Consider the following 23,350-nt stretch of genomic DNA (forward strand, 5'->3'; position numbering starts at 1 on the left):
GTGCGAAGAACCGCCAAGCGGGAAGCGACGCCTCAGGTTGACAGTGGGTACGGAGCGAAGCTACTGCGTGACTCGTCGACGCGCAGCGCCAGCCCGACGGGAGGGGTGGCCCGCTGGATGCAGCGGGGCCGGTCGCACGTCCGGCAGCCGGGGCCGATGGGCACCACGTCCGGCTCGATGAGGTCGAGGCCGAGGCTGTAGATGAGCCTGCCCGCCTGCCGCAGTTCGCAGCCGAGCCCGATCACGAAGGTCTTGGCGGGGCTACCGTAGCCACCCCGACGGTGGGTGACCGTGCGGGCGATCCACAGGTAGCGCTGACCGTCGGGCATCTCCGCCACCTGCACCTTGACCTGGCCAGGCGAACTGAACGCTTCGTAGATGTTCCACAGGGGGCAGGTACCGCCGTCGCGCGAGAAATGGAAGCCCGTGGCCGACTGGCGCTTAGAGACGTTCCCGGCCCGGTCGACGCGGATGAAGATCAGGGGGACGCCGCGCATCCCGGGTCGCTGCAGCGTGCTGAGACGGTGCGCGGCGGTCTCGTAGCCCACGTCGAAGTGCTCGGCCAGTTCCTCGACGTCGTAGCGGAGCCTCTCCGCGCGCCTGAAGAACTCCGTGTACGGCAGCACCAGTGCCGCCGCGAAGTAGTGCGCCAGACCGATCCGCGCGAGGGTCCGGCTCGTTTCGTCGGGCCACTCGACGGTGGTCAGCGCCTCGTCCAGCAGGTGCTCGGCCTCGAGGTAGGCCAGTTGCGTCGCCATCCGGAAGGCCTGTTGCCCTTGGCGCAGATCCGGGGCCAGGACGAGCGTGCGGTGCCGCTCGTCGTAGGCGTGCATGTCCTGGGCGAGCCCGCCACGGTCGATGGTGACCTGCACCCCATGGACCGTCTCCAGGTGGGAGCGGAGTTGGTGCATCAGGTCGCCGCCTCGGTGCCCCACAGCCTTCGCGAGTCGCTCGGCGGTACGGTCGAGCGCGTTGAAGTAGTTGAGGTGCTTGTCGAAGAACTCCAAGACCCTCTCGTGCGGCATCAGCGCCAGCCGCCCGCCGGCGCGCGCCGTGTCCGATTCCACGAGGGTGACGGCATCGCGGTACCCGCGGTGGAGACGGACGATGGCCTCGGTGACCTCAGGCATGGTGCGGGCGATCTGCTGCAGGTCGCTCAACGGGAGGGTGCGTGCCTCGTCGTCGGAGGATTCGCGCAGCGCCTCCCGCAGTTGCGCCAACTGGCGCGCAGTGTCACGCGGGGAGAAGTACGACGGATCGATGCCGAACAGTTCCGTCAGACGGACGAGGACCGTGACGGTCAGCGGCCGGGTGTCGTGCTCGATCTGGTTGAGGTAGCTGGGGGAGATCACCAGCACGCGCGCGAGCTCCACCTGGGACAGCCCGCGCTCCTCGCGCAGTCTCCTCAGGCGTGCACCACCGAACACCTTCTCCATGTCGACACGCTAGCGTCCCGCGTCTCCCGCGTTGGCAGAATTGGCAACCTGTGGCTGGCGCTGCCAACTGGCCACCCGGGGCGGGGGATTGCCGTCGGCTTCCCGGCCGCGGCCCTGCGGGAACGGGGAGTAGATTTCGTCCTCGGAGGTGCGGCGTGGATCGCTGGTGGATGGTTCTCTCGATTGCGGCAGGGGTGTTCCTCGTGGCGTTCGGCGGTCTCGTGGTCATGGCTGGCCAGGCCGACGACTCACCCGGCCTGGGCGGGCTGGGTCTCATCACCGTCGTCATCGGCGCGGTGTTGCTCGTGCGCACGCTGCAGGGACAATTCCGTCGACGCTGACCCCGTCGAACGGGCTCAGCCTCCCGTCGTCAGCAGGGCCGCGAAGACCCGGGCCAGCAGTTCCCGGGGGAGGGGCTCGTCCAGCGGGAACCAGAGCGTGCCCTTGCCCCGGCGGTAGGGCTTCAGCTCCGCCTCCAGGGCACTGTCCTTCGGCACGGGGTAGACGCCGATGTGATCGCGCCACCCCGAGATGAATCCGTGGGCCCGTTTCGTGCCCGCCGGGCGGTAGCCGATGATGTCGTAGCTGAGCACCTCCTGCGCCTCAGGGGCAACCTCGCGGACCAGTGCCCTCAACTCATCCAGATGGGGACGGGCGGCGTTCGGCACCGAGGCCAGGTATTCGTCGACGGTGGTGGGTTTGGCCGGCGGGGGTCCGGTGTGGTGCTGGAACGAGCGTTGCACCAACTCGCGCAGGACCTCCGCGTCGACATCGGCGAGCTTGTTGAGATACAGGCAACTGACGCTGGTGCGGTGCTTGCCCAGGCGGTCGAGCAGGTCTCCGTGCCGCTCGAAACCCTCGGGGATGTAGACCGTGATGGCGGATCTCCGTGGGCTGAAGGACAGTAGCCCCATCTCGCCCTCGCGCCCGGACGCGAGCCGGTAGGAGGTGCTGCCGAAGCCGATGATGCTGGGTCCCCACATCACCGGTTCCTCCCCTGAGACCTCCCGCATCATGGCGATGAGATCCTCAGCCTCCCCGCGACGACGCGCGTCCAGGCCGTCGAGGAAGTCCGGCACCGGAGTGGTGGTGGGTCGGGTCTTGTTCTCCATACCCACACGCTAAGCCACGGTCGGCGAGGAGAATCGTGATTGGCGCACGCGGCGTGCGTCACACGCGCACGAGGAGCAGCAATGAACCCGGGAATGGCCTGGCAGGGCTACTTCGTGGACACGCAGGGCAGCGTCTTCGGCGTCCACCAGCTCGACGAGACCGCCGGCCTCGACGCCGGGCAGGCCCGGGCGGAGGGCGCGTCCTGACCCGTTCTGGCGGCCATGCAGAGAAGTGCCAGGAATCAAAATCCTCGATTTTGACGCCCGACTCGCCGTTTGGGCCCGAATGAGGCTAAGCTGGAGACCTGCTCGGCAGTAGGTGTTGTACAGCCATTAGGCAATGGTCGTCAGGCCACGCGGTTCCCTCTGAGAAGTGTGACGAGCAGACACCAGTTGTGGTCGAAAGTCGGCCACACAAAGCCAGAAGGGCTTAAGTCATGGCTACAGGTACGGTCAAGTGGTTCAACGGTGAGAAGGGCTTCGGGTTCATTGCACCCGACGACAAGTCGGAAGATGTATTCGTGCACTTCTCGGCCATCAAGTCCACGGGCTACCGGTCGGTAGAAGAAGGAGAGAAGGTCGAGTACGACGTCGAGCAGGGTCCCAAGGGTCTCCAGGCCTCGAACGTCACCGTCCTTCGCTGACGCTTAGAGCTCAAAGGGCCGTTGCCTCCAGGAATGGAGGCAGCGGCCCTTTGTTATTCCGCCAGTCTCCCCACCGGAAGGTTGCGACACCGCCTCAAACTCCCTTGACCCGCGTGGGTCTAGGGTTGATCCAGGATCCGACGCAAAGGAGCGTGCCGTGACAGATCCTCTCCTGGTCTCAATCGACGATGGCCTGGCCCATCTCACCCTCAACCGCCCTGAGCGGCTCAACGCCTTCAACGCTGATCTCGCCCGCGCCTGGGAGAAGGCGACGGTCGACATAACCTCGCGCAGCGACGTCGGGGCCATCCTGATCGACGGGGCCGGCCCGGGCTTCTGCGCGGGCGGGGACGTCGTCGACATGGCCACGACCATGGGCTCGCCGTCGGATCTGGAGGAGTTGGCGCACACCATCAACCGGGGGATCCGGGCCCTGACGGAGTCGAGCATCCCTGTGGTGGCTGCCGTCCACGGCGTGACGGCAGGCGGCGGGCTGGGCGTGCTGCTCAGCTCTGACTACGTGGTGGCCGCCGCCGGAGCCCGGATCGGAAGCCGCTACGCGAACATCGGCCTCACGCCTGACCTATCCGTCACCGCGCAGTTGTCCCGCGCCGTCGGCACCCGTCGCGCGCTGCAACTCGTGTTGTCAGACCGCATGCTCACCGCCGAAGAAGCGCAGTGCTGGGGCCTGGTCGCCGAAGTGGTGCGGGGCGAGGGATACGCCACCCGCGCGCACGCCGTCGCCCGGAGCTGGCTGGACGGCGCGGCCAGTGCCTACGGCGAGGCGAAGCGACTCATCCGGTCATCGTGCTCGCGGTCCTTCGCGGATCAACTGGACGAGGAGGCCCGCACCATAGCCGCCAGCTTCGGTACGGACGAGGCGCGGGACCGGATCAACGCGTTCCTGCAGGCCAAGACGGATCGGGCGACGCGCGGTTCGTGACCGGCCCGCTGTTCGGACGGCTCAGCTCTTGAGCCGTCCGAGGGCCTCGTCGAGCAGGTCCTGGGGAGGGAGCCACATCGACGGGTAGTTTCCGTACCACCGCTGGACCCCGTCGCCGTCGATGAGCACGAAGCCGTGGCCGGGCAGGCCCGGATGCATGCCCTTGTCGAGGACGTCGTAGGCCTTCGACACCTTCCCGTCATCCAGGAGGAACGGCGTTGTCACGCCGAACTGGTCCATGTCGGCCTGGATCTGCTCAGCCGTGTTCATCACGATGGGCAGCACCTTGATGCCGGCCTCGGCGAAGCCCGCATGCTTTTCGATCTCCGCCATCTGCATCGTGCAGGACCCGCAGCCCGCCCCCTCGTTGAAGTACAGGATCACGGGGCTGGGGCGCAGCTCGCTGAGCGTGACGCTCTCGCCCGTTGTGGTGGTGAGGGTGAAGTCCGGCGCCCGGTGCTCCGTGTCGCCGGATTCCGGGACGGCGGTCCACAGGCCGTAGCCGGTGACGGCGAGGATGACGACGGTCGTCAGCGCGCCGAGCGCCCTGATCCAGACGAGCCTGGGGTCCTTCATCGAAGCTCCTTCGAAGACGTGGCGGGTTCGGCCGGGCAGCAGTCATGGGCCGCCGCGACGGTGTCGCGGCGCCGGGTGCGGTCGCGCAGCGTGGCGACCACGAAGAGGGACACGAGCGCGAGCAGGCCGAGGCCGAGGATCGCCTCCGGAACGGGCGCGGTGACTGCGACCAGCCATGCGAAGCTGTCGCTCAGCCAGGCGCCGAACCCGAGAAGCGGTGCATCTCCGCCGGTCATGTCGTCCGCGCCGGCCTGCCCGATGACCAGGACGCCCATGATGACGAAACCGGTCGCCACGAGCAGATTCACCGTGTTCGTGGAGTAGCTGAACCGACCGAGCGACAGCTTCACCGGCCGCGCCCGGAGGCGACGCATGGCCTCCGGTCGCTTGTCCCACAGCAACGCCATGACGAAGAGGGGGATGACCATGCCGAACACGTAGGCGGCGCCCAGCAGGAGCCCTCCGGCAGCCGAGCCGGAGAGGGCCGACAGCGTCATGACGCCGGCGAGAACCGGGGCGCAACAACTCGAGGCGATGCCGGAGAAGACGCCGAGACTGAAGAAGGTGCCGGTGTCGCCGCGTGCGGTGTCCGGCGCGCGCAGGAACGAGGGCATCGACCACATGGCACCTGACAGGGCCAGCGCGCCCAGCCCGATCATCAGGAGGCCGCCCGCCCAGTAGAGCACCACGTGGTATTTCGCGATGGCGCCGGCGATGATGCTGACGCCCATCGTGATGGGCACCAACACGGCGGCCAGGCCCGCCGCGAACACGAACGTGAGGGGGAGTAGACGCCACCGTCGGTTCTTCGCCGCCGCGGCGAGGTAACTGGGGGCGAGGAAGACGATGCAGCAGGGAGCGAACAGAGCCACACCCCCGGCGAGGAACGCGGCAAGGATGCCCCCGGCACCCAGGAGATCGGCGCCCATCAGCGGGCCTCTAGTTCACTGACGAGGCGCGCCAGTTTGCCGCGCGGGATCCGCCCGTCGTGGAACCGCCGCCCCTCGACCAGCGTGAGCGGGAACATCGCCGGCCTGTGCGCGGCGATGAGCGCGGCACCTTCGTCGGAATCGGCGGCCACCGTCCTCAGGCGCACGAGGCCCACATCCTGCAGGTCCCGGAGCCGCGCGTGGGCGTCGTCGCAGAAGTGGCAGGCGGGGGCCGTGACCAGGATCACCTCGGCCGGTTCGGTGCCGGCTCGCGGCGCTGCGGTCAGTGCTGTCTCTCTCACCCCTCCAGAGTCGCCTCACGAGGTCAGGAATCGGTTCAGGAGAGGTCAAGGTCCGATCAAGGAAACCGGTGGGTGCGCTCAATCACGTGGCGGGAGGAGCATGACCCGGATAATGGCCGCATGACGAACCCGGGAACCCCGCAGATCCTGATCGTGGACGACGAACGTGCGCTCGCCGGCATCGTCGCGTCCTACCTCGACCGTGCCGGCTTCGCGACGTTTCTCGCCCACACCGGGCCTGAGGCGGTGTCGAGGGCGCGGGCGCTGGACCCGGACGTCATCATCCTCGACCTCGGGCTGCCCGGGCTGGACGGCATCGAGGTGTGCCGCGAGGTACGTACCTTCTCTGACTGCTACATCCTGATGCTCACGGCCCGCACCGACGAGGTGGACAAGTTGATCGGTCTCTCGGTGGGTGCCGACGACTACGTCACCAAGCCGTTCAGCCCCCGCGAAGTGGTGGCCAGGGTCAACGCCGTGCTCCGCAGACCGCGTCGTGCCCCGGCGCCGACGGCGGAAGCATCCGAGACCCGGACCTTCGGTGCGCTCCGAATCGACAGTGACGGCCGGGAGGCGTCGGTGGCGGGTGAGGAGGTGCCCCTGACCCGCACGGAATTCGACATCCTCGATGCCCTTTCGGCGCGACCCCACCTGGCCATGAGTCGCCGTCAGATCATCGATGAGGTGTGGGGCCCCTCGTGGGTGGGCGATGAGCATGTGGTCGACGTCCACGTGGCGAACCTGCGCAAGAAGCTCGCTGATCCACCGGGCGAGCCCCGCTACCTCCTCACCATCCGCGGCGTCGGCTACCGGATGGGGCAGGGATGAGCCGGGCCGCGGTGCTCGGGCGTCTGCGGTGGGGAACCCGTGCCTTCCTCACTCAGGCGATGGTGGTCACAGCGGGGCTCCTCGCCGCGGCACTCGTGGCCGGGGTCGTCGGGCCGCCCCTCTTCCACGGACACCTCCTCCAGCTCGGACACACCGAGGGATCCCCCGAGATGAGGCACGTCGAGCAGGCGTTCATGGAAGCTGGGCTCACATCCCTGGGGGCCGGGTTCCTGGTTGCGCTGGGCGTGGCGACCGGCCTGGCCTGGCTGGAGACGCGCAGGCTGCGGCGCCCCTTGGACGAACTCACCGCGGCCAGCGAACGCCTGGAGGTGGGGGACTACCACGCCCGGGTCCCCATCGGCGGCACCAGCCGCGAGTTCGACGCCGTGGCTGAGGCCTTCAACGCGATGGCCGGACGCCTGGACTCCGTCGAAAGCAGCCGACGACGGCTCCTGTCCGATGTCGCCCACGAACTCCGGACGCCGTTGGCGACGCTGACGGCCGAGTTGGAGGCGCTCACCGACGGCGTGGTCCCGTGGGACGGCGCGAGCCAGGACCTCCTCGCGCTGCAGGCGTCGCGCCTGCGGCAGATCGCAGCCGATCTCGACGATGTGTCCCGTGCCGAGGAGGGTCGCTTCACCCTCGAGACGCAGCCCCAGGCGGTCCGGGACCTGGTGGCCGCCGCCGTCGTTTCACTGGCGCACAGGTTCGAGGAGAAGGGAGTCGCCCTGACCGCTGACGACACGACCGCCGTCGTCCTGGCCGATGCGCAGCGGGTGGGACAGATCCTCGCCAACCTGCTGGGCAACGCACTGCGGCACACCGCAGCCGGCGGGCACGTCACCATCTCGACGGCCGCGCTCCCCGGCAATGTCCAGATCCGGGTCACCGACACCGGAGACGGGCTCACGCCCGACCAGTTGGCCAAGGTGTTCGACCGTTTCTACCGGACGGACACGGCCCGGAGCCGCGATGCGGCCGGCTCCGGCATCGGGCTCACCATCGCCCGGAGCCTGGCCCTGGCGCACGGCGGGTCGCTGACCGCGACCAGTGCTGGGCCCGGACAAGGGTCGACGTTCACGCTCACCCTGCCGGCTGCCGTCGAGGATTGACCGCAGCCGCCGATGCCGGCCCGCCCGACGTGCTGTCGCGCGCCGGGGTGCATGGCAGACTGGCGCTCATGTGGCACGCAGCAGTCATCACCGAACTGCGCGACTTCCTGCGCGCCTCCCTGGCAGAGCCGGTCACGGCCCACGTCCCCGAAGAACCGCGCGTGCTACGGCGCCGCCGCATCGTCGCCGGGCTCGGCTACGCCGTCGGCACCATCGCGTTGGCGGCAACTTTGCGCATTGAGGCCGGCGACGACCTTTTCTACCCGGCGGCGCTCGGGCTCGCGGCAGTCTGGGGGGTGGGGGCCCTGGTGGCGGGGCCGCTGCGGCTCGGCTCGGCCCGTACCCGTGCGGGGGGCGTGACCACCCCCGTCATCCAACCCTTCGCGCTCGGGGCGCTGCTCGTGGTCCTCTTCCTCGCCGGCGCAGCGGTCGTGGCGGGCATCCCCCTACTGCGGGAGCCCGTGGACGACCTCCTCGACCACGCCCGCTACGGGTCGCTGCCCATCGTGCTCGCCCTCACACTGCTCAACGGGGTCGTGGAGGAGTTGTACTTCCGCGGCGCCCTCTTCTCGGCCTTCGCCCCGCGCCATGCCGTCGCGGGCACAACCGTGCTCTGCACCCTGACCACCATCGGCTCCGGCGTGCCGTTGCTCGTGCTGGCGGCCGCGGTGCTCGGGTTCGTGACCGCGCTGCAACGCCGCGTCACCGGCGGCGTGCTCGCGCCCATCATCACGCACATCACCTGGTCCACCGGCATGCTCCTGCTGCTCCCCACCGTTCTACAGATCTCGAGGTAACCCGACATGACCACCGAAGCGTCCCCACCCGCAGACCGCACCGCGCTCGTGACCGGCGCCACCGGCTACATCGGCGGCCTCCTCACCCAACGCCTCCTCGACGAGGGGTGGCGGGTACGTGTGCTCACCCGCCACAAGGAAGGCATCGAACGGCAGACGTGGGGACAACGCGTGGAGATCGCCGAAGGCAACGCGGACTCTCCCGACGACCTCGCCACCGCGTTCGAGGGAGTGCAGACGGCCTACTACCTCATCCACTCGATGGGTCAGGCCGACGACTTCGCGGCGCGCGACCGGGCCCTGGCCCAGACGTTCGGCGACGCGGCGGCCCGGGCGGGCGTGCGCCGCATCGTCTACCTCAGCGGTCTCCACCCCGACGGTGAACTGTCACCGCACCTCGCGTCCCGCGTGGAGGTGGGCGACATCCTCCTGGCGTCCGGAGTGCCCACGGCCGTCATCCAGGCCGCCGTCGTCGTCGGCAACGGGTCGGTGTCCTTCGACATGCTCCGCTATCTCGCGGAACGTCTCCCGGTGATGGTGGCGCCGAAGTGGCTGAACAACCGCATCCAGCCGATCGCCATCGACGACGTCCTCCACTACCTCGTGGGCGCCGCCGATCTGCCCGATGACGTGAACCGCACCTTCGATGTCGGCGGCCCCGAGGTACTCACCTACGCCGACATGCTGCAGCGGTTCTCCGCGGTGACGGGCCTCCGGCACCGACTCATCGTGACGCTGCCGGTCCTGACCCCGCACCTCGCCAGCCTGTGGATCGGGCTGGTGACCCCCCTCGATGTGGGGGTGGCCAAACCCCTGATCGGCAGTCTCGTCCATGAGGTCTTCTGCCGGGAGAACGACATCGACCGCTACGTGCCGGCACCCGACGGTGGCCTCACCGACTTCGACGACGCCGTGCGCGCCGCCATGGTGGAGGCCCCGGCGGACCACGCCCTGCGGAACGTCGCGGCGGTGGCCGCAGCCCTCACGGTCCTGGCGACCGCAGCGTTCCTCGCGATGCGAAACTGACGCCCGGCGATGCGACTCTGGTCCCTCACCCCCTCGCTGCTCGACAGGCAGGGCCTCACCGCCGCGTGGCGGGAGGCGCTCCTCGCGCAGAAGGTGCTGGCCGGCGGCACGAAGGGCTACGTGCACCATCCACAACTCGTGCGGTTCCGGTCCACCGCCGAACCGTTGTCGGCGATGGCGGCCTTTCTCGACGGCATCGCCGACGCCGCCACTGAGCGCGGCTACACCTTTGACCGCACGCGGATCCTCAACGTGCCCCGCACGGCGGACGTGATCGACGTCACAGACGGCCAGGTGGCGTTCGAATGGCAGCACCTACTGGCGAAGCTCGCCGCCCGCAGCCCGGAGGTGCACCGCAGCCTCACTGACGTGCAGCCGACGGTGCATAGGCTCTTCCGGGTGGTGCATGGGGGAGTCGAAGCATGGGAGCGGGCCGCAGGCTCGCCAGCTTCACGTTGACCCCGGGCGACGACTGGATCATGGGTGCGCTGTCCGGTTCCGGCAGCCCCACCCAGCGCAGTGGCGCGGTGAGCTCGCCGTCGACGGTGGCGCGGTGCAGCGGCCACGGCTGGTGCTCCACGGGCGTCTGCCACATGATGCCGCGGCGGTGGAACGCGGTGAACCGCCCCGTGAGCGTGTCCACCAGCGGGGTGCGCTCCTTTTCCGTCAGCGGTGCTCCCACCTCGACGGTGGCGGTGAACCAGTCCTTGACCCGCGGGCCGAGGAGCCCCGGGGCGCCGAAGCGGTAGTCGATCCGGGGCCACGCCGTCCGCACCTCCGAGTTCGACACCCAGTAGGGCAGGCCGATCGTGCGCAGCGCCAACGCGAACGAGGACCGTGCCACCAGCATCCCGAGGAACCAGATGCCCTCGCTGCCGTCGGGCGCGGTCACGTAGGCGCGGACGTTGAGTTCGGCGAAGGCCTTCCATCCGGGAACCACGGGCATGCCGGGCCCGCGCACGTTGGCCATCCGGAACGGGATGACGCCAATCCAGGTGACGCCGCCCCACTGTTGGACGCGGAGCCCGGGGGGCAGGAGCCGCTGCACCAGATCCGGCGGGTAGTCCCAGTGCAGGAACGTCGTGTCCTGCCAGTCCTGGAGGTTCACGGGGGTGTGGAGGGGCATGTCGGGCAATCGGCCACTCATGTCTGCGTTCCTTCCGCGTCTCGGTGGGTGGAGCCCTGACTCGTCGCCTCGACGAACGCGCGAAGCGCGAGCTCCTCCTCGTCGGTCAACCCGGCGCGTCGGGGCTCGGTTCGGATGTCCTCATAGGCGAGGGCGGCCGCGAGCGTCTCGCGGAGGGGGCGTGTGCGCAGGCCCTGTCCACGGGCCTTCTCGCTGTCGAGCGTCGCCGCGTAGCGCCAGGCCGGGTCGTCCACCCAGAGAGGGAGCGATCGGGGACCGGCCCACGGTGCGATGCCGGCTTCGACGAGGGTGGCGTCGTCCACCATCCGCGGGACCGCGGGGCTGCCTGAGATGTCGCGGGACAGTTCGTACACCTCAGCCAGGGTCGTGCTCACCCCTGCGGCGTTGAACGTGCCGTTCACAGGGTGGGCGGCGCAGTGCACGATCCAGTCGGCAAGGTCGCGCACGTCGATGAGTGCCGTCGGGAAAGTGGGATCCGGCACGAGCACGTCTGGGCCGGTGGGGTGGGCGAAGCGCCACGGGTAGTAGCCCGAGCGGCCGGACACGTCGCCCTCGCCGCCGATGAGGCCGGCCCTGATGATGGTGTGGTTGGGCGAGCGTCGTCGGTAGGCCTCCTCGCAGGTGACCTTCGCCGGCCCGTACTGCGTCATCTCTGTCATCCGGTCCGCCTCGAGGGGCGCGTGGACCTCCGCCGCCTCGTCCTGCTCGGGCGAGTCGAACCGCGTGTAGACGCTGCCCGTCGAGACGAACACCCAGCGGCGGGCGTCCAGGTCGCGGGCTGCCCGGCGGGCGTGCCCCGGGTCGCTCGCCAGATCGATCACGGCGTCCCAGCCTGTGGGGGACACGACCGACAGCGCGTCGTCGTCGTTCCGATCCTCACGCACCAGTTCGGCCCCGCGGGGCACCGGTCCGTTGCCGCGGGCCAGGCAGGTCACGTCGCAGCCCTTCAGTAGCGCTTCCGCCACGACGGCGCGGCCGAGGAATCCGGTGCCTCCGAGGATCAGCAACTTCATCTTGTGGCGTCACCCGGCTCCAGGACGCGATCCTCGGCCCACGCCGCCCGGACCGATGATGGAGATGCTGGCCATGAGCGTTCCTTCCGGGGGAGTCGACGCCCGCCCGCGGGCCGGCGATGCGCTCAAACTAACACCGATCCAGACCCGGGAGAAGGGTTCGACAGGCTCCGTCCCGGGGTGCACGGCGCGCCCGGGGAGAGTGCTCGTGACTCACGCGAAGCGGACGAAGGCCTTGATCGGGTGCGCCACGTCCGCGATCTCAGTGAGGCCGAGCGACTCGTAGAAGTTCCGCTGCCCCGGCTGGTCATCGGTGATGAGCACCTGCCGGCGCACGTCGCCGAACGGCTCCAGGATGCGCTCGAACAGGCGCCTGCCGATGCCCGTGCGCTGGTGCGCGGGATCTACGAGGATGTCCTGCAGGTAGACGATGGTCAGGCCGTCGCCGACGACGCGAGCAAGGCCGACGAGTTGGCCGTCCTCGCGGGCACACACGACCCGCAGCGAGCGGCTCACCGCGTCGTACAGGCGTTCGGGATCCGTGGTGTACACACTCCATCCGACGCTGTCGTAGAGCGTCACGAGCTCCTCCCTGGTGGGGAGGTCGTGCTCGGTCAACTCGATCGCCGTCATGAATCAAGCGTAGTCAGCACCCGGGCCACTCTTCGGCGCCGACGGCGGAATGGACACCACGGAACAACCGCCTAGAATTCCGCGCATGAGCAACCTGGACGGAATCTGGAACCGCGCACTCGACGGCGGGGGAGAGGGCGACGGGGACATCGCGCTCGCCGCTGCTCTGGTCTTCCACGGCATGGTGATGAACGGGGGCGCCCTCCACGCCGTGGAGACGATCGACCCCGAGGAACTCTCCGAGGCCAAGGAGGGATATCGCTGGCTGGGGCTGGACCAGGTGGCTGAGCTCATCAAGCGCATCGAGGCCGAGTCCGCTGAGGTCGTCGGCGACGTGGAAGCCCTCGAGGACCTCGAGCAGAGTGCGGACAACGACTACTACGCCCTCATCCCCGACGACGCCGGGCTCCAGGAGGCGCTCGAGGCGAAGTACGCGGAGGAACCCGACGCCTTCGACGAGGCCTGAGCCGCGCGCCCACCGAACCGATTTGGCATACCTCCGGCGAATGGTTAACATTTCAACTAGCAATGAACTTCGAAAGGTTTTCCATGCGCATCGGCTACATCGTCGGCTCTCTCTCGTCGACCTCCATCAACCGCTCCCTCGCCAAGGCGATCGGCACCGTGCTGCCGGCCGGTGTCGAATACGTCGAGGTCGCCATCGCGGACCTGCCGTTGTACAACCGTGACGCGGATGTCGACTACCCCCAGGTCGCCCTCGACTTCAAGGCGGCCGTCGCCGACGTCGATGCCGTGATCTTCGTCACCCCCGAGTACTCCCGCACCGTGCCCGCCGCGCTCAAGAACGCCCTCGAATGGGGCGGCCGTCCCTGGGGCACCTCGGTGTGGGGCGGCAAGCCCGCCGCCGTCATCGGCACCTCGCCCGGCGGCGCCGGTACCGCCATGGCGCAGCAGCACCTGCGCAACGTGCTCGCCCACCTCGACATGCAGGTCATGGGCCAGCCCGAGGCGTTCGTCCAGTTCCGCGACGGCGACCTGCGCGAGGACGGCACCATCCAGTCGGAGAACCTCCGCGCGATCATCGAGGGCTTCGTCGGGGCCTTCATCACCTTCAGCGGCGCTGAGGAGCGGCTCGCAGCCTGAGGCTCAGCCGAGCCTCAACTCGACAACCAGAACACCCGGTGTGCGTCGGCGCGCCGGGTGTTTCCGTCGTCGGGGCACCCGTCCCCCCATCTGGCGTGGACGGTAGATTCTCACCGTTGCGGCCCCCTGCAACAATTGGCAACCCGGAGGACCGCCAGGGTGAGCAGCGTAATTTGGCGCACATCACCCAGCGCCACGGACTGGAGAATCAATGACGACCGACGTGATGGAACGGCCCCCCACGGCCGAGAGGCTCCGCCTCTGGGTGACCCGGGAGACCACCGGCGGAGCGCTGCTCCTCGCTGCGGCGATGGTGGCGCTCATCTGGGCCAACACCCCGTGGGCCGATGCCTATCACGCGTTGTCGGAGTTGCGCGTCGGCCCCGAAGCCTGGCACCTCGACCTGCCCCTCGCGGCCTGGGCCTCTGACGGGCTGCTCGCCCTCTTCTTCTTCCTCGTCGGCGTCGAACTCAAGCACGACCTCGTGGTCGGCTCGCTGCGCAACCTCAAGGAAGCGGCTGTCCCCGTCCTCGCGGCGGTGGGCGGCATGGCGATGCCCGCCATCATCTTCTCGCTGGTCATCCTCCTGACCGGCGACTCCAGCGCCGCGCACGGCTGGGCCATCCCCACCGCCACCGACATCGCCTTCGCGCTTGCCGTGCTGGCCGTCTTCGGACGGGGCCTGCCGCGCGCGCTGCGCATGTTCCTCATGACGTTGGCGGTGGTGGACGACCTGCTGGCCATCATCGTGATCGCCGTGTTCTACACCAGCGACCTCAACATCCTGATGCTGCTGGGCACCGCCGCCGCCGCAGTCGCCTTCTGGTTCGTGGTGCGCACCCGGCGCTGGCCGCGCTGGGTGCTGGTGCTGCTGGGCCTGGCCGCCTGGTGGTTCATGCACTCCTCCGGCGTGCACGCCACCATCGCCGGGGTCATCCTCGGCTTCTGCGTGCCGGCCCACCCCGTCCACGGCGAGGAGGAGGCGCGCACGCACACGATCAACAATGCGCTCCAGCCCTACTCCGCCGGCCTCGTGCTGCCGATCTTCGCCTTCTTCGCGGCCGGCGTGACGTTCATCACCGGCGAGGGCATCGGCGACATCGTCCTGCAGCCGGTGGTGCTGGCCATCGTCGCGGGCCTGTTCGTCGGCAAGATCGCCGGCGTCCTACTCACCACCACCCTGGTGACGAAACTGACCCCGCTGCGACTCCCGGACGCCATCGGGCTGAGGGACCTCCTGCCCATCGGTCTAGTGTGCGGCATGGGCTTCACGGTGTCGCTGCTGATCGCGGATCTCTCGTTCGCCGACGGCACCCACACCGCCGGCGCCAAGATCGGCGTGCTGCTGGGCACCGCGGTCTCGGCCATCGCGGGCGCCATCGCGCTGTCGCGGGACGCTCGGATGGCGCGCCGGGCGGACATGAACCTCGACGGTGTCCCGGACGTCGACACCGAGCCCATCACGGGCGACGAGCGACGCGACCTGTCCTGGCACCCGGACGTGATCGGATTCATGGACGGCGAGGACATCCCGGATCCTGACATGGACTACATGGCCGCGCTCGACGGGGTGGAACTCGACGTCGAAACCGAGTTCAAGGAGTCCCTGGACGAGGAGCGCGACAGCCGCTACGGCCCGAGCTCCGAAGACTGACGCCGGGCCCGAATCATCCGATCGGATGACCCCGCGTCGATCCTCCTGGCTGATCCGCCGGGGCTCCAGCCGCGGAATGATGGAGACATGGCACTGATCCATGTCTCCGGACTGACCAAGAGGTACGGCGCGCACCGCGTGTTGAACGGCATCAACCTCAGCGTGGACGAGGGCGAGATCGTCGGCATCCTCGGTCCCAACGGCGCCGGTAAGACCACCACCGTCGAATGCATCGGCGGCCTCCGCAGCCGCGACGGTGGGTCCATCTCTGTCGACGGCATGGACCCTGCGGACGACCCCCGGGGGTTCCGCAGCCTCGTCGGCATGCAACTCCAGCAGTGCCAGTTGCCGGCATCCCAGCCGGCCGCGGATCCTCGTGCTGATCACCTACGACACGGACCAGGACATCCGGCATGCCCTGGAGGCCGGCGCGGACGGGTACCTCCTCAAGGACACCCCGCGCGACGACCTCGTCGACGCCGTGCGCCAACTCGCCGCGGGCCATCCGGTGCTGACACCCAGAGCCCTGAGCGTGCTGAGTGGCAGGGGCTGCGGGACGTCGTTGACGGAGCGCGAACTGGAGGTGTTGCGGGAGGTCGCGGCAGGGGGCACGAACAGGGAGGCTGCCGCGCGACTGTTCATCAGTGAGGCGACGTTGAAGACCCACCTCTCGCGGGTGTTCGGCAAACTCGGGGTGGGGGACCGCGCCGCGGCGGTGCGGGTCGCCTTCGACCGCGGCCTCCTGTAGCCACTGCCCACGGCGAACAACGCTCAGCCCAGCCTGCGCTGCGGGTAACCTGTGGGACGACCCGACTTCAGGAGGCCGTCATGGATCCCGCCCGCCTCGTGCCCGATGACCAGATCTGGGACGCGATCAAGCGCGAATGCCGCGAGGCTGCGGACAGCGAGCCGCTGCTGGCCGGGTTCCTGCACGCCACCATCCTCAGCCAGCCTGACGTCGAGGAGTCGCTGGCCTACATCCTGGCCAGCAAGCTCGACAGCCCCACCCTGCCGGCGCTGGGCCTGCGCGACATCTTCCACGACGTGCTGCACGAACAGGAATGCATCCAGGAGGCCATCCGGGCGGACCTGCAGGCCGTCGTGACGCGGGACCCGGCCTGCCCCGGCTACGCGAACCCGCTGCTGTACTTCAAGGGCTTCCAGTCCATCCAGGCCTACCGCGTGGCCCACTTCTACTGGACGCATGACCGCAAGCCCCTGGCGCTGTACCTCCAGAGCCGCATCTCCGAGGCGTTCGCCGTCGACATCCACCCCGGCGCCCGGATCGGCAAGTCGATCATGTTCGACCACGCCACGTCGGTCGTTATCGGCGAGACCGCCGTCGTGGAGGACGACTTCTCCATGCTGCACGAGGTGACTTTGGGCGGGTCCGGCAAGGAGGGTGGCGACCGCCACCCCAAGATCGGCCGCGGCGTGATGATCGGCGCCGGCGCGAAGGTGCTGGGCAACATCCGGGTGGGGGAGTGCGCCAAGATCGGTGCCGGTTCCGTGGTGCTGAAGGACGTCGAACCACACACCACCGTCGCCGGTGTGCCCGCGAAGGTGGTCAACGTGCCGCCGGCCTCGCTCCCCGCGTTCGACATGATCCAAACCCTGGGCAACGGCAACGGCAAGGGGAACGGCAACGGCGATGGCGACGCAAAGCCCTCGGACACCGGGGAAGTCCGCGAATAACACCGACGAAGTGCTGCGCACGCCCCGCGGACGCGTTAGTTTGGGGCATGCGGATCAACGAAGTCATTCACAACAAGGGCAGCTCGGTCATCACCGCGCGTGCTGACCAGGACGTGCGGCACCTCGTCGACCTCCTGGCCGAACATCGCATCGGCGCGGTGGTCATCACGGACGACGACGACACGGTCACCGGCATCGTCGGCGAGCGTGACATCGTGCAGGGCCTCCGCAGATTCGGTCCGGACCTCCTCGACAGGCCCATCTCCGACGTCATGGATTCCGACGTGCACACCTGCGGCATGGACGACGAACTGGCCGCTGTGGCCACGGACATGACCAGGTTCCGCGCGCGGCACCTGCCGGTCATGGTCGACGGGCACCTCGCCGCGATCGTCTCCATCGGCGACATCGTCAAGAGCCGGATCGACCAACTGCAGACGGAACAGGAACATCTCGTCAAGTACCTGCACGGATGACGCGGGCCCCCGGACAACCGCTGCGCCGCACGGCGCAGGATCTCGTGGCCGAAGCCAACAGCGTCGTGCCACCCGTGGCGATCGAGGACGCCCTCCCCCTGCTCGACGACACCTCGGTGCTGTTCGTCGACATCCGCGAGCAGGGCGAACTGGAGAAGCTCGGCGTCATCCCCGGTGCCTACCGGGCGCCGCGCGGGATGCTCGAATTCTGGGTGGACCCGGCGTCGCCCTACTACCGTAAGTCCCTCGACGACGGGCGCAGGCTGGTCCTCTACTGCGGCTCGGCCTGGCGCTCAGCGCTGGCCGCGGCGGCGCTGCACGAGATGGGCCGCACGGACGTGACCCATCTCGACGGCGGGTTCAGCGCATGGGCAGAGGCCGGGCACCCCGTCGAACCGCTCAAGCCCAGGTGATGCGTTCCCCGGCGGCCTCTTCCGCAACCGCCGGGACGTTCGCCGGGTGCACCGCGGCCGTGAGCCGGCTGAGCACCGTGGTGTCGAAACCCTCGCGAGCGGCGTCGAGGGACGTGGCCCGCACGCAGTAATCCGTGGCGATGCCCACCACATCCACGCGGGTGACGCCCTGCTCGCCGAGCCACTGCGCCAGCCCGACGCCGTCGTCGTGCGCGCCGATCGTGCCCTCGAAGCCGGAGTAGGCGGCGCGGTACGAGCCCTTGTCGAAGACGGCGTCGAAAGGATAGGGGCGCAGCGCCTCGTGGAGTTGCTGCCCCGCCGTCCCGACGACGCAGTGCGGGGGCCAGGAGTCGACGAAGTCCGGCGTGGGTGAGAAATGGGCGCCGGGGTCGATGTGGTGGTCCCGGGTGGCCACGACGTAGTCGTAGCCGTGTCGCAACGCCAGGAGTTCCGCAATCCCCTCCGCCACCGCGTTGCCGCCCTCGACGGCCAGCGCGCCGCCCTCGCAGAAGTCGACCTGGCAGTCGACGACGATCAGTGCACGTGCCATCTCGAGACCCCTCCCTGACTGTGGATTCCACTGTAGGGGCGGCCCGGGGGCCAGAGATGCGGATTCGCATTGCGGGACCTGCCAAACCCTCCCCCAAGGGTGGGGACCGGGGTTACGCTGACCCGTATGCAGTCAAATATGGGGGACGACAGTATGCCTCCAGTCATGTTGGCGGCCACCGAGGGTGGACGCAACACGTGGCTGGTGGGCGACGAGCGTGAGGTGATCGCCGTCAATGCCGTGGCTGATCCCGACACGATCCTCGACATCGTCGACGGGCGGCGCGTGGTCGCCGTCGTGTACACCACGGACCCCGCCGGCAACGACGCCGTGCGCAGGCTGGAGGAGCGCACCGGTGCGCCCGTCTGGGCCACGCCCCATGTCGGCCAGGAGTTCACCGTCGGGGCGGTGACGCTGCAGGCGGTCCGGGCGCCGAACGGACATGCCGGTGTCTGCCTGTACTCGCCCACGCTGGGCTGCGTCTTCACGGGCGATGCACCTCTCGAGGGAGGCATGGGTCTGCCCGCCGAAACCACCGTCTACCGGGGCTGAATCACACCTCGATCGTCATCGCCAACCGGTGGTCGCCGCCGGCCGGGATGGTGACTGCGCCGTCGCGCACAGTGCCGTACTCGAGGCAGACGAATTCGCGCCATTCCTCGCCCACATCGGTGTTCGTCGGGCCCGGATTCCACACCACTGTGCGGCTCGCACCGTGACTGCTGAGCCGGCGGGTGCGCCGGCCGTCGCTGAGGAACAGGGGCGGGGCCTCGGCATAGACACGATCGGTGTGTTCTCCGAAGGTGAGCGGATCCGCGTCGCGCCCGGGCCGCCACCCGTGCGGCACGTCCTGGAAGTCCACGTCCTCGAGCCCGGTCACCGTGGCCCGCGTGGCGTCGATGCGCAGGTAGGGATGGAAGGCCTGGTCGACGGAGACCTCGCGGGTGGGGGAGCCGATCGTCAGCGCGACGGTGAGCGCGGCAACGTCGATGGTGAGGTCGAGGCGGTAGGTGAGGTCGTCGGGGTAACGCTGGGCGCCCGGCAGGTGGGCGACGTCTGCCGAGGTGAGCGTCAGCACAAGCTTGGCCCCGTCGTCGTTCTGCTCGAGGAGATCCGTCCGCCACGGCACCCGGCTGACGAGCCCGTGGCCGTGGGGCACGTCCCAGTCGCCCTGCCCGGTGCCGAACCAGGGCGCGCAGACCGGGATGCCGCCGTGCCACATGGTGCCAGGGACCAGTTGCGCGTCCTTCGACAGGAGGAGCACGTCGTCGCCGCCGCGCGGACGCCAGGACAGCACACAGCCCCCCAACTCGGCGACGCGTGCGGTGCCCCAGGCGCCGCTCAGTTCGTGGATCCTCATGGCGTCGAGCGTAGTGGCCCACCGGGCGAGCGCCCTACGATGGAGCCATGCCGACCATTCGCCCTGCCCATCTCCGCGACATCCCGGCTATCACCGACATCTACAACGAGGCCGGAGTGGGTACGACGGCGTCCTATGCCCTCGAGCCCGTGTCGGTCGCCGACCGCCAGAAGTGGTTCGAACGGCTCACCGCCACCGGTTACCCGGTGCTCGTCATGGAGGACCCCGACGGGCTCATCATCGGGTACGCCAGCTACGGCCAGTTCCGCCCCCTGGAGGGCTACCGCCACACGGTCGAGCACAGCGTCTACATCCGGTCCGGGCACCGGACGGCGGGGGCGGGTCGCATGTTGATGACGGCACTCATCGACTACGCGCAGGGCCGCGGCGTGCACGTCATGCTGGGCGTCGTGGACGGCTCGAACGAGGATTCGATCGCGTTCCACCGCAGGCTGGGCTTCGAGGTGGCCGGGCGGCTCCCGCAGGTGGGCCGCAAGTTCGGCCGTTGGCTCGACGTGGTGTTCATGACGATGATCTTCGAGAGCAACGAGCCGAGCTGAGCGCAAGGGTGGGGACGGGCCTCAAGTCCTACCCATTAACATTGCCCCATGGCTTATCACGCGGACGCTCGGGACCTCACTGACAAGGAAGTTCTCACCTGGGAAGGTTTCGGTGACGCCCAGCGCGAGTTGTCGTCCGCGGTGGCCGCATCGGAGTTCCTCCCCGAGATCATCATCGCCGTCGCACGGGGCGGGCTCACCCTGGCCGGTGCCATGAGCTACTCCCTGGGCGTCAAACTCTCGGATGCGATCAACGTCGAGTTCTACACCGACGTGAACGAGACGCTGCCAGACCCCATCCTGCTCGCGCCCATGCTGGACACCGAATCCATCGCTGAGCGCAGGATCCTCGTCGTCGACGACGTGGCTGACTCCGGCCGCACCCTGCAGCTCGTCATCAAGTTGCTGCGTGGCTTCGGCGCCGACGTCCGCTCGGCCGTGTTGTTCTCCAAGCCGCGTACCATTGTGGAGCCGGACTACGTCTGGAAGGCCACCGACAAGTGGATCGTGTTCCCCTGGTCGGCTGAGCCGCCTGTCACTGAGGAGCGATGAATGGCTGAGATCCGCAAGTTCGACCCCTCCAGCGGCGAGGGGATCCAGAAGCTGGTGCGCGAGGCGCTCGGCGAGACTGTCCGCCCCGTCGCGCCCGGCCAGACCCGGGAATCCGATGAGAATACGGAGCAGGAGGCCCCCGATCAGGAGGCCCTCGACGCGGCCCGCGTGCCCGGTCACCTGCTCCTCCCTGATTCCGGCAACACCGGGGGTGGCGGCGGGTCCTGGTGAAGTTGGGCAGTTGCCCAATGTTGCACCTGTTACCCCACCCGAGGACGGGGTTCCGGGGAAGTGCAAGATAGGCTTGCGCGCATGACCGCCGCAGCAAGGAAGCATGCGCTGCGCTGCACAGCTACGAGTTAGGAACAACTGTGACTCTTGAGTGGACCGAGAAGGATGCCCGCGCTGTCGATACGGCCCGCATCCTCGCCGTCGACGCCGTCGAGAAGGTCGGCAACGGCCACCCCGGGACGCCAGTGTCCCTCGCCCCTGCTGCCTACCTGCTGTACCAGAAGGTGATGAACAGCGACCCCACGGATCACCTGTGGCTGGGCCGTGACCGCTTCATCCTGTCGGCCGGCCACGCGTCGCTGACCCAGTACACGCAGCTGTACCTGGCCGGCATGGACATGGAGCTCGACGACATCGCCGCTCTGCGCACCTGGGGTGCCAAGACGCCGGGCCACCCGGAGTACATGCACACCAAGTTCGTGGAGTGCACCACGGGCCCCTTGGGCGCCGGCATCTCCAACGCCGTCGGCATGGCCATGGCCGCCCGCCGCGAGCGTGGCCTGTTCGACCCGGACGCCCCTGAGGGCGAATCGGTGTTCGACCGCATGATCTACACGATCGCGGGTGACGGCTGCCTCCAGGAGGGCGTCGCGTCCGAGGCCTCGTCGCTGGCCGCCACCCAGAACCTGGGCAACCTCGTCCTGATCTACGACGACAACCGCATCACCATCGAAGGCCAGACGGACATCGCCTTCACCGAGGACGTCAGCGCCCGCTACGCGGCCTACGGCTGGCACGTCCAGCACGTCGACTGGACCAACGGGGGCACCGAGTACACCGAAGACCTCCAGGCGCTGTACGACGCCATCGAGGCCGCCAAGGCGGTCACGGACAAGCCGTCGTTCATCAAGCTGACCACCGTCATCGGCTGGCCGATGCCCACCAAGCAGGGCATGGCAGCAGTGCATGGTTCGAAGATCGGTGGCGAGGAGATCAAGGCACTCAAGGACGTGCTCGGTTTCGAGCACGAGCCGTTCGCCGTCGACCTCGAGGCCGTCAAGCACGCCCGTGAGAACGCGGCTGCACGCGGCAAGGCCGCCCGCGAGGCATGGGACGCAAAGTTCGAGGCCTGGAAGCAGGCCAACCCGGAGCGCAACGCTCTGCTGGAGCGGGTGTCGGCACGCAAGCTGCCCGAGGACTTCTCCCTGCCGGTCTTCGAGGAGGGCAAGAAGTCCACGCGCGCCGCCTCCGGTGAGGTGCTCGCCGCGTTGGCAGACCAGTTGCCGGAGCTGTGGGGCGGTTCCGCCGATCTGGCCGGCTCCAACAACACCACCATGAAGGGCGAGCCCTCGTTCCTGCCCAAGGAGCGCGCCACCAAGGAGTGGGCCGGCAACCAGTACGGCCGCACCCTGCACTTCGGCATCCGCGAGCACGCCATGGGCGGCATCGTCAACGGCATCAACCTTTCGGGCCTCACGCGGGCCTACGGGGGCACGTTCCTGGTCTTCTCGGATTACATGCGCCCCGCAGTCAGGCTGGCAGCCATCATGAACCTGCCTTCGGTGTTCGTCTGGACGCATGACTCCGTCGGCGTGGGCGAGGACGGCCCCACCCACCAGCCCATCGAGCACCTCGCCGCGCTGCGCGCCATCCCGAAGCTTGACGTCGTGCGCCCCGCAGACGCGAACGAGACCTCCGTCGCCTGGGGCGAGCTGCTGCGTCGTACGGACCGTCCGGCCGGGCTCATCCTGTCGCGTCAGGACCTGCGTACCGTCGCCCGCGGTGACAAGTACGCCTCCGCAGAGGGTGTCGCCAACGGTGCCTACGTGCTGAGCGAGGCCTCCGCAGAGCCGAAGCTGATCCTCATCGCCACCGGCTCCGAGGTCGCCGTGGCGCTCGATGCGCAGGACCTCCTCGAGGCCGACGGCGTGCCCACCCGGGTCGTGTCGATGCCGTGCCAGGAATGGTTCGAGGAGCAGTCCGACGAGTACAAGGAATCGGTGCTGCCCGCGGCGGTCACCGCACGCGTGAGCGTCGAGGCCGGCATCGAGATGGGCTGGGGCAAGTACGTCGGCGCCAAGGGCGCCTCGGTGAGCATCGAGCATTACGGCGCCTCGGCGTCGGGTGCCAAGTGCTTCGAGGAGTTCGGCTTCACCGCCGAGAACGTGGCCGCCACCGCCAAGGGCATCCTCTGACGCCCAGCCCGCTCTGACCCGCGCCCCCGGCAGGCACGCGGGCAGCCCCGTCCACGGAAGTG

31 protein-coding genes and 1 pseudogene are annotated in these 23,350 nt (G+C 68.8%); 22 read left to right on the forward strand and 10 right to left on the reverse strand.

Translation table 11 applies throughout. The annotated features are described in order from the left end of the window. Window positions 1-32: 32 nt before the first annotated feature. Window positions 33-1,436 (reverse strand): short-chain fatty acyl-CoA regulator family protein, encoded by a 1,404-nt coding sequence (locus tag J7D54_RS03580; protein WP_182762053.1) that lies wholly within the window; start codon window positions 1,434-1,436, stop codon window positions 33-35. Window positions 1,437-1,606: 170 nt separating this feature from the next. Here J7D54_RS03580 and J7D54_RS03585 point away from each other — a divergent pair, with 170 nt between their 5' ends. Then, window positions 1,607-1,777 carry a hypothetical protein gene (locus J7D54_RS03585; protein ID WP_182762051.1) on the forward strand — a complete coding sequence of 57 codons (171 nt, stop codon included), beginning with the start codon at window positions 1,607-1,609 and terminating at the stop codon, window positions 1,775-1,777. Between the two features lie 15 nt (window positions 1,778-1,792). On the opposite strand, the gene J7D54_RS03590 is transcribed toward J7D54_RS03585, so the two are convergent. Further along, on the reverse strand, window positions 1,793-2,548 hold the full coding sequence (locus J7D54_RS03590; RefSeq protein WP_182762049.1) for a DUF1801 domain-containing protein: 756 nt from the start codon (window positions 2,546-2,548) through the stop codon (window positions 1,793-1,795). 81 nt (window positions 2,549-2,629) lie between these two features. Between J7D54_RS03590 and J7D54_RS14340 the strand changes: the two genes are divergently transcribed. The 3 genes from J7D54_RS14340 (at window position 2,630) to J7D54_RS03600 (ending at window position 4,135) form a co-directional block, all read left to right on the forward strand. Continuing rightward, window positions 2,630-2,755 carry a hypothetical protein gene (locus J7D54_RS14340; protein ID WP_255433444.1) on the forward strand — a complete coding sequence of 42 codons (126 nt, stop codon included), beginning with the start codon at window positions 2,630-2,632 and terminating at the stop codon, window positions 2,753-2,755. A gap of 230 nt (window positions 2,756-2,985) precedes the next feature. Next, entirely contained in the window at window positions 2,986-3,192 is a 207-nt protein-coding gene (locus tag J7D54_RS03595; RefSeq protein ID WP_076059814.1) for a cold-shock protein, read from the forward strand. Window positions 3,193-3,349: 157 nt separating this feature from the next. Then, on the forward strand, window positions 3,350-4,135 hold the full coding sequence (locus tag J7D54_RS03600) for an enoyl-CoA hydratase/isomerase family protein (protein WP_182762047.1): 786 nt from the start codon (window positions 3,350-3,352) through the stop codon (window positions 4,133-4,135). Window positions 4,136-4,156: 21 nt separating this feature from the next. Here the strand turns inward: J7D54_RS03600 and J7D54_RS03605 are convergent, their stop codons facing one another. The 3 genes from J7D54_RS03605 to J7D54_RS03615 are packed head-to-tail and all read right to left on the reverse strand — an operon-like array spanning window position 4,157 to window position 5,942. Then, window positions 4,157-4,711 (reverse strand): peroxiredoxin, encoded by a 555-nt coding sequence (locus J7D54_RS03605; RefSeq protein WP_182762045.1) that lies wholly within the window; start codon window positions 4,709-4,711, stop codon window positions 4,157-4,159. Further along, on the reverse strand, window positions 4,708-5,640 hold the full coding sequence (locus J7D54_RS03610; RefSeq protein ID WP_182762043.1) for a cytochrome c biogenesis CcdA family protein: 933 nt from the start codon (window positions 5,638-5,640) through the stop codon (window positions 4,708-4,710). The genes J7D54_RS03605 and J7D54_RS03610 overlap by 4 nt, the downstream gene beginning before the upstream one ends. Next, window positions 5,640-5,942, reverse strand: a complete 303-nt coding sequence (locus J7D54_RS03615; RefSeq protein ID WP_209455202.1) for a glutaredoxin — start codon at window positions 5,940-5,942, stop codon at window positions 5,640-5,642. The genes J7D54_RS03610 and J7D54_RS03615 overlap by 1 nt, the downstream gene beginning before the upstream one ends. 120 nt (window positions 5,943-6,062) lie before the next feature. Here J7D54_RS03615 and J7D54_RS03620 point away from each other — a divergent pair, with 120 nt between their 5' ends. From J7D54_RS03620 to J7D54_RS03640, 5 genes are all read left to right on the forward strand, one after another. Then, a complete protein-coding gene (locus J7D54_RS03620) occupies window positions 6,063-6,770 on the forward strand; it encodes a response regulator transcription factor (RefSeq protein WP_182762041.1) in 708 nt (235 codons plus the stop codon). Beyond that, window positions 6,767-7,882: a cell wall metabolism sensor histidine kinase WalK gene (locus tag J7D54_RS03625; protein WP_182762039.1), complete on the forward strand. Its 1,116-nt coding sequence runs from the start codon at window positions 6,767-6,769 to the stop codon at window positions 7,880-7,882. The genes J7D54_RS03620 and J7D54_RS03625 overlap by 4 nt, the downstream gene beginning before the upstream one ends. A 68-nt stretch (window positions 7,883-7,950) precedes the next feature. Next, the gene (locus J7D54_RS03630; protein WP_182762037.1) at window positions 7,951-8,679 is read left to right on the forward strand and encodes a CPBP family intramembrane glutamic endopeptidase; all 729 of its coding nucleotides are present in this window, start codon (window positions 7,951-7,953) and stop codon (window positions 8,677-8,679) included. A 6-nt stretch (window positions 8,680-8,685) separates the two neighbouring features. After that, complete coding sequence (locus tag J7D54_RS03635) at window positions 8,686-9,705, forward strand: NmrA family NAD(P)-binding protein (RefSeq protein ID WP_182762035.1); 1,020 nt, start codon at window positions 8,686-8,688, stop codon at window positions 9,703-9,705. A gap of 9 nt (window positions 9,706-9,714) precedes the next feature. Next, a complete protein-coding gene (locus J7D54_RS03640) occupies window positions 9,715-10,164 on the forward strand; it encodes a pyrimidine dimer DNA glycosylase/endonuclease V (protein ID WP_182762033.1) in 450 nt (149 codons plus the stop codon). On the opposite strand, the gene J7D54_RS03645 is transcribed toward J7D54_RS03640, so the two are convergent. The 3 genes from J7D54_RS03645 to J7D54_RS03655 form a co-directional block, all read right to left on the reverse strand. Continuing rightward, the gene (locus tag J7D54_RS03645; RefSeq protein WP_182762031.1) at window positions 10,067-10,852 is read right to left on the reverse strand and encodes a YqjF family protein; all 786 of its coding nucleotides are present in this window, start codon (window positions 10,850-10,852) and stop codon (window positions 10,067-10,069) included. The genes J7D54_RS03640 and J7D54_RS03645 overlap by 98 nt on opposite strands. After that, window positions 10,849-11,865 carry an NAD-dependent epimerase/dehydratase family protein gene (locus tag J7D54_RS03650; RefSeq protein ID WP_182762029.1) on the reverse strand — a complete coding sequence of 339 codons (1,017 nt, stop codon included), beginning with the start codon at window positions 11,863-11,865 and terminating at the stop codon, window positions 10,849-10,851. Before J7D54_RS03650 ends, J7D54_RS03645 begins: the two co-directional genes overlap by 4 nt. Before the next feature lie 213 nt (window positions 11,866-12,078). Then, on the reverse strand, window positions 12,079-12,498 hold the full coding sequence (locus J7D54_RS03655) for a GNAT family N-acetyltransferase (RefSeq protein ID WP_182762026.1): 420 nt from the start codon (window positions 12,496-12,498) through the stop codon (window positions 12,079-12,081). Window positions 12,499-12,583: 85 nt separating this feature from the next. Between J7D54_RS03655 and J7D54_RS03660 the strand changes: the two genes are divergently transcribed. The 8 genes and pseudogenes from J7D54_RS03660 to J7D54_RS03695 all read left to right on the forward strand — a co-directional run bounded on the left by J7D54_RS03660 (window position 12,584) and on the right by J7D54_RS03695 (window position 17,840). Continuing rightward, window positions 12,584-12,964 carry a hypothetical protein gene (locus tag J7D54_RS03660; protein WP_182762024.1) on the forward strand — a complete coding sequence of 127 codons (381 nt, stop codon included), beginning with the start codon at window positions 12,584-12,586 and terminating at the stop codon, window positions 12,962-12,964. 83 nt (window positions 12,965-13,047) lie between these two features. Then, complete coding sequence (locus tag J7D54_RS03665) at window positions 13,048-13,602, forward strand: NADPH-dependent FMN reductase (RefSeq protein ID WP_182762022.1); 555 nt, start codon at window positions 13,048-13,050, stop codon at window positions 13,600-13,602. A 211-nt stretch (window positions 13,603-13,813) separates the two neighbouring features. Continuing rightward, window positions 13,814-15,256 (forward strand): Na+/H+ antiporter NhaA, encoded by a 1,443-nt coding sequence (gene nhaA, locus J7D54_RS03670; RefSeq protein ID WP_182762020.1) that lies wholly within the window; start codon window positions 13,814-13,816, stop codon window positions 15,254-15,256. Between the two features lie 87 nt (window positions 15,257-15,343). After that, window positions 15,344-15,592, forward strand: a pseudogene (locus J7D54_RS14415) (ATP-binding cassette domain-containing protein); the annotation flags it as partial. Window positions 15,593-15,632: 40 nt separating this feature from the next. Next, on the forward strand, window positions 15,633-16,004 hold the full coding sequence (locus tag J7D54_RS03680; RefSeq protein ID WP_245244113.1) for a response regulator transcription factor: 372 nt from the start codon (window positions 15,633-15,635) through the stop codon (window positions 16,002-16,004). Window positions 16,005-16,084: 80 nt separating this feature from the next. Then, complete coding sequence (gene cysE / locus J7D54_RS14345) at window positions 16,085-16,951, forward strand: serine O-acetyltransferase (RefSeq protein WP_182762016.1); 867 nt, start codon at window positions 16,085-16,087, stop codon at window positions 16,949-16,951. 47 nt (window positions 16,952-16,998) lie between these two features. Further along, window positions 16,999-17,427, forward strand: coding sequence for a CBS domain-containing protein (locus tag J7D54_RS03690; protein ID WP_076059765.1), 429 nt, complete (start codon window positions 16,999-17,001; stop codon window positions 17,425-17,427). Further along, on the forward strand, window positions 17,424-17,840 hold the full coding sequence (locus J7D54_RS03695; protein WP_182762014.1) for a rhodanese-like domain-containing protein: 417 nt from the start codon (window positions 17,424-17,426) through the stop codon (window positions 17,838-17,840). The genes J7D54_RS03690 and J7D54_RS03695 overlap by 4 nt, the downstream gene beginning before the upstream one ends. Here the strand turns inward: J7D54_RS03695 and J7D54_RS03700 are convergent. Next, window positions 17,827-18,390 (reverse strand): isochorismatase family protein, encoded by a 564-nt coding sequence (locus J7D54_RS03700; RefSeq protein WP_182762011.1) that lies wholly within the window; start codon window positions 18,388-18,390, stop codon window positions 17,827-17,829. The two genes, J7D54_RS03695 and J7D54_RS03700, sit on opposite strands and share 14 nt — an antisense overlap. A gap of 165 nt (window positions 18,391-18,555) precedes the next feature. Here J7D54_RS03700 and J7D54_RS03705 point away from each other — a divergent pair, with 165 nt between their 5' ends. Further along, window positions 18,556-18,942, forward strand: coding sequence for a hypothetical protein (locus tag J7D54_RS03705; protein ID WP_182762009.1), 387 nt, complete (start codon window positions 18,556-18,558; stop codon window positions 18,940-18,942). Window position 18,943: 1 nt separating this feature from the next. On the opposite strand, the gene J7D54_RS03710 is transcribed toward J7D54_RS03705, so the two are convergent. Next, complete coding sequence (locus J7D54_RS03710; RefSeq protein ID WP_182762007.1) at window positions 18,944-19,750, reverse strand: hypothetical protein; 807 nt, start codon at window positions 19,748-19,750, stop codon at window positions 18,944-18,946. 47 nt (window positions 19,751-19,797) lie between these two features. Here J7D54_RS03710 and J7D54_RS03715 point away from each other — a divergent pair, with 47 nt between their 5' ends. The 4 genes from J7D54_RS03715 (at window position 19,798) to tkt (ending at window position 23,288) form a co-directional block, all read left to right on the forward strand. Continuing rightward, window positions 19,798-20,310, forward strand: coding sequence for a GNAT family N-acetyltransferase (locus tag J7D54_RS03715; RefSeq protein WP_182762005.1), 513 nt, complete (start codon window positions 19,798-19,800; stop codon window positions 20,308-20,310). A gap of 48 nt (window positions 20,311-20,358) precedes the next feature. After that, window positions 20,359-20,862, forward strand: coding sequence for a phosphoribosyltransferase (locus J7D54_RS03720; RefSeq protein ID WP_182762003.1), 504 nt, complete (start codon window positions 20,359-20,361; stop codon window positions 20,860-20,862). Further along, window positions 20,863-21,093 (forward strand): hypothetical protein, encoded by a 231-nt coding sequence (locus J7D54_RS03725; RefSeq protein WP_182762002.1) that lies wholly within the window; start codon window positions 20,863-20,865, stop codon window positions 21,091-21,093. A gap of 140 nt (window positions 21,094-21,233) precedes the next feature. Continuing rightward, a complete protein-coding gene (gene tkt, locus J7D54_RS03730; RefSeq protein WP_182761999.1) occupies window positions 21,234-23,288 on the forward strand; it encodes a transketolase in 2,055 nt (684 codons plus the stop codon). The last annotated feature ends 62 nt before the right edge of the window (window positions 23,289-23,350 follow it).

It is taken from the genome of Tessaracoccus sp. MC1865 (genome assembly GCF_017815535.1).
Taxonomy (GTDB): Bacteria; Actinomycetota; Actinomycetes; order Propionibacteriales; family Propionibacteriaceae; genus Arachnia.

Coding starts and splice junctions, on each gene's coding strand:
- J7D54_RS03625 (WP_182762039.1), top strand. CDS start 6,767: ATGAGCCGGGCCGCGGTGCTCGGGCGTCTGCGGTGGGGAACCCGTGCC.
- J7D54_RS03665 (WP_182762022.1), top strand. CDS start 13,048: ATGCGCATCGGCTACATCGTCGGCTCTCTCTCGTCGACCTCCATCAAC.
- J7D54_RS03630 (WP_182762037.1), top strand. CDS start 7,951: ATGTGGCACGCAGCAGTCATCACCGAACTGCGCGACTTCCTGCGCGCC.
- J7D54_RS03660 (WP_182762024.1), top strand. CDS start 12,584: ATGAGCAACCTGGACGGAATCTGGAACCGCGCACTCGACGGCGGGGGA.
- J7D54_RS03635 (WP_182762035.1), top strand. CDS start 8,686: ATGACCACCGAAGCGTCCCCACCCGCAGACCGCACCGCGCTCGTGACC.
- J7D54_RS03725 (WP_182762002.1), top strand. CDS start 20,863: ATGGCTGAGATCCGCAAGTTCGACCCCTCCAGCGGCGAGGGGATCCAG.
- J7D54_RS03585 (WP_182762051.1), top strand. CDS start 1,607: ATGGTTCTCTCGATTGCGGCAGGGGTGTTCCTCGTGGCGTTCGGCGGT.
- J7D54_RS03645 (WP_182762031.1), bottom strand. CDS start 10,852: ATGAGTGGCCGATTGCCCGACATGCCCCTCCACACCCCCGTGAACCTC.
- J7D54_RS14340 (WP_255433444.1), top strand. CDS start 2,630: ATGAACCCGGGAATGGCCTGGCAGGGCTACTTCGTGGACACGCAGGGC.
- J7D54_RS03705 (WP_182762009.1), top strand. CDS start 18,556: ATGTTGGCGGCCACCGAGGGTGGACGCAACACGTGGCTGGTGGGCGAC.
- nhaA (WP_182762020.1), top strand. CDS start 13,814: ATGACGACCGACGTGATGGAACGGCCCCCCACGGCCGAGAGGCTCCGC.
- J7D54_RS03655 (WP_182762026.1), bottom strand. CDS start 12,498: ATGACGGCGATCGAGTTGACCGAGCACGACCTCCCCACCAGGGAGGAG.
- J7D54_RS03620 (WP_182762041.1), top strand. CDS start 6,063: ATGACGAACCCGGGAACCCCGCAGATCCTGATCGTGGACGACGAACGT.
- cysE (WP_182762016.1), top strand. CDS start 16,085: ATGGATCCCGCCCGCCTCGTGCCCGATGACCAGATCTGGGACGCGATC.
- J7D54_RS03710 (WP_182762007.1), bottom strand. CDS start 19,750: ATGAGGATCCACGAACTGAGCGGCGCCTGGGGCACCGCACGCGTCGCC.
- J7D54_RS03720 (WP_182762003.1), top strand. CDS start 20,359: ATGGCTTATCACGCGGACGCTCGGGACCTCACTGACAAGGAAGTTCTC.
- J7D54_RS03650 (WP_182762029.1), bottom strand. CDS start 11,865: ATGAAGTTGCTGATCCTCGGAGGCACCGGATTCCTCGGCCGCGCCGTC.
- J7D54_RS03595 (WP_076059814.1), top strand. CDS start 2,986: ATGGCTACAGGTACGGTCAAGTGGTTCAACGGTGAGAAGGGCTTCGGG.
- J7D54_RS03715 (WP_182762005.1), top strand. CDS start 19,798: ATGCCGACCATTCGCCCTGCCCATCTCCGCGACATCCCGGCTATCACC.
- J7D54_RS03700 (WP_182762011.1), bottom strand. CDS start 18,390: ATGGCACGTGCACTGATCGTCGTCGACTGCCAGGTCGACTTCTGCGAG.
- J7D54_RS03610 (WP_182762043.1), bottom strand. CDS start 5,640: ATGGGCGCCGATCTCCTGGGTGCCGGGGGCATCCTTGCCGCGTTCCTC.
- J7D54_RS03605 (WP_182762045.1), bottom strand. CDS start 4,711: ATGAAGGACCCCAGGCTCGTCTGGATCAGGGCGCTCGGCGCGCTGACG.
- J7D54_RS03590 (WP_182762049.1), bottom strand. CDS start 2,548: ATGGAGAACAAGACCCGACCCACCACCACTCCGGTGCCGGACTTCCTC.
- J7D54_RS03640 (WP_182762033.1), top strand. CDS start 9,715: ATGCGACTCTGGTCCCTCACCCCCTCGCTGCTCGACAGGCAGGGCCTC.
- J7D54_RS03580 (WP_182762053.1), bottom strand. CDS start 1,436: ATGGAGAAGGTGTTCGGTGGTGCACGCCTGAGGAGACTGCGCGAGGAG.
- J7D54_RS03690 (WP_076059765.1), top strand. CDS start 16,999: ATGCGGATCAACGAAGTCATTCACAACAAGGGCAGCTCGGTCATCACC.
- J7D54_RS03695 (WP_182762014.1), top strand. CDS start 17,424: ATGACGCGGGCCCCCGGACAACCGCTGCGCCGCACGGCGCAGGATCTC.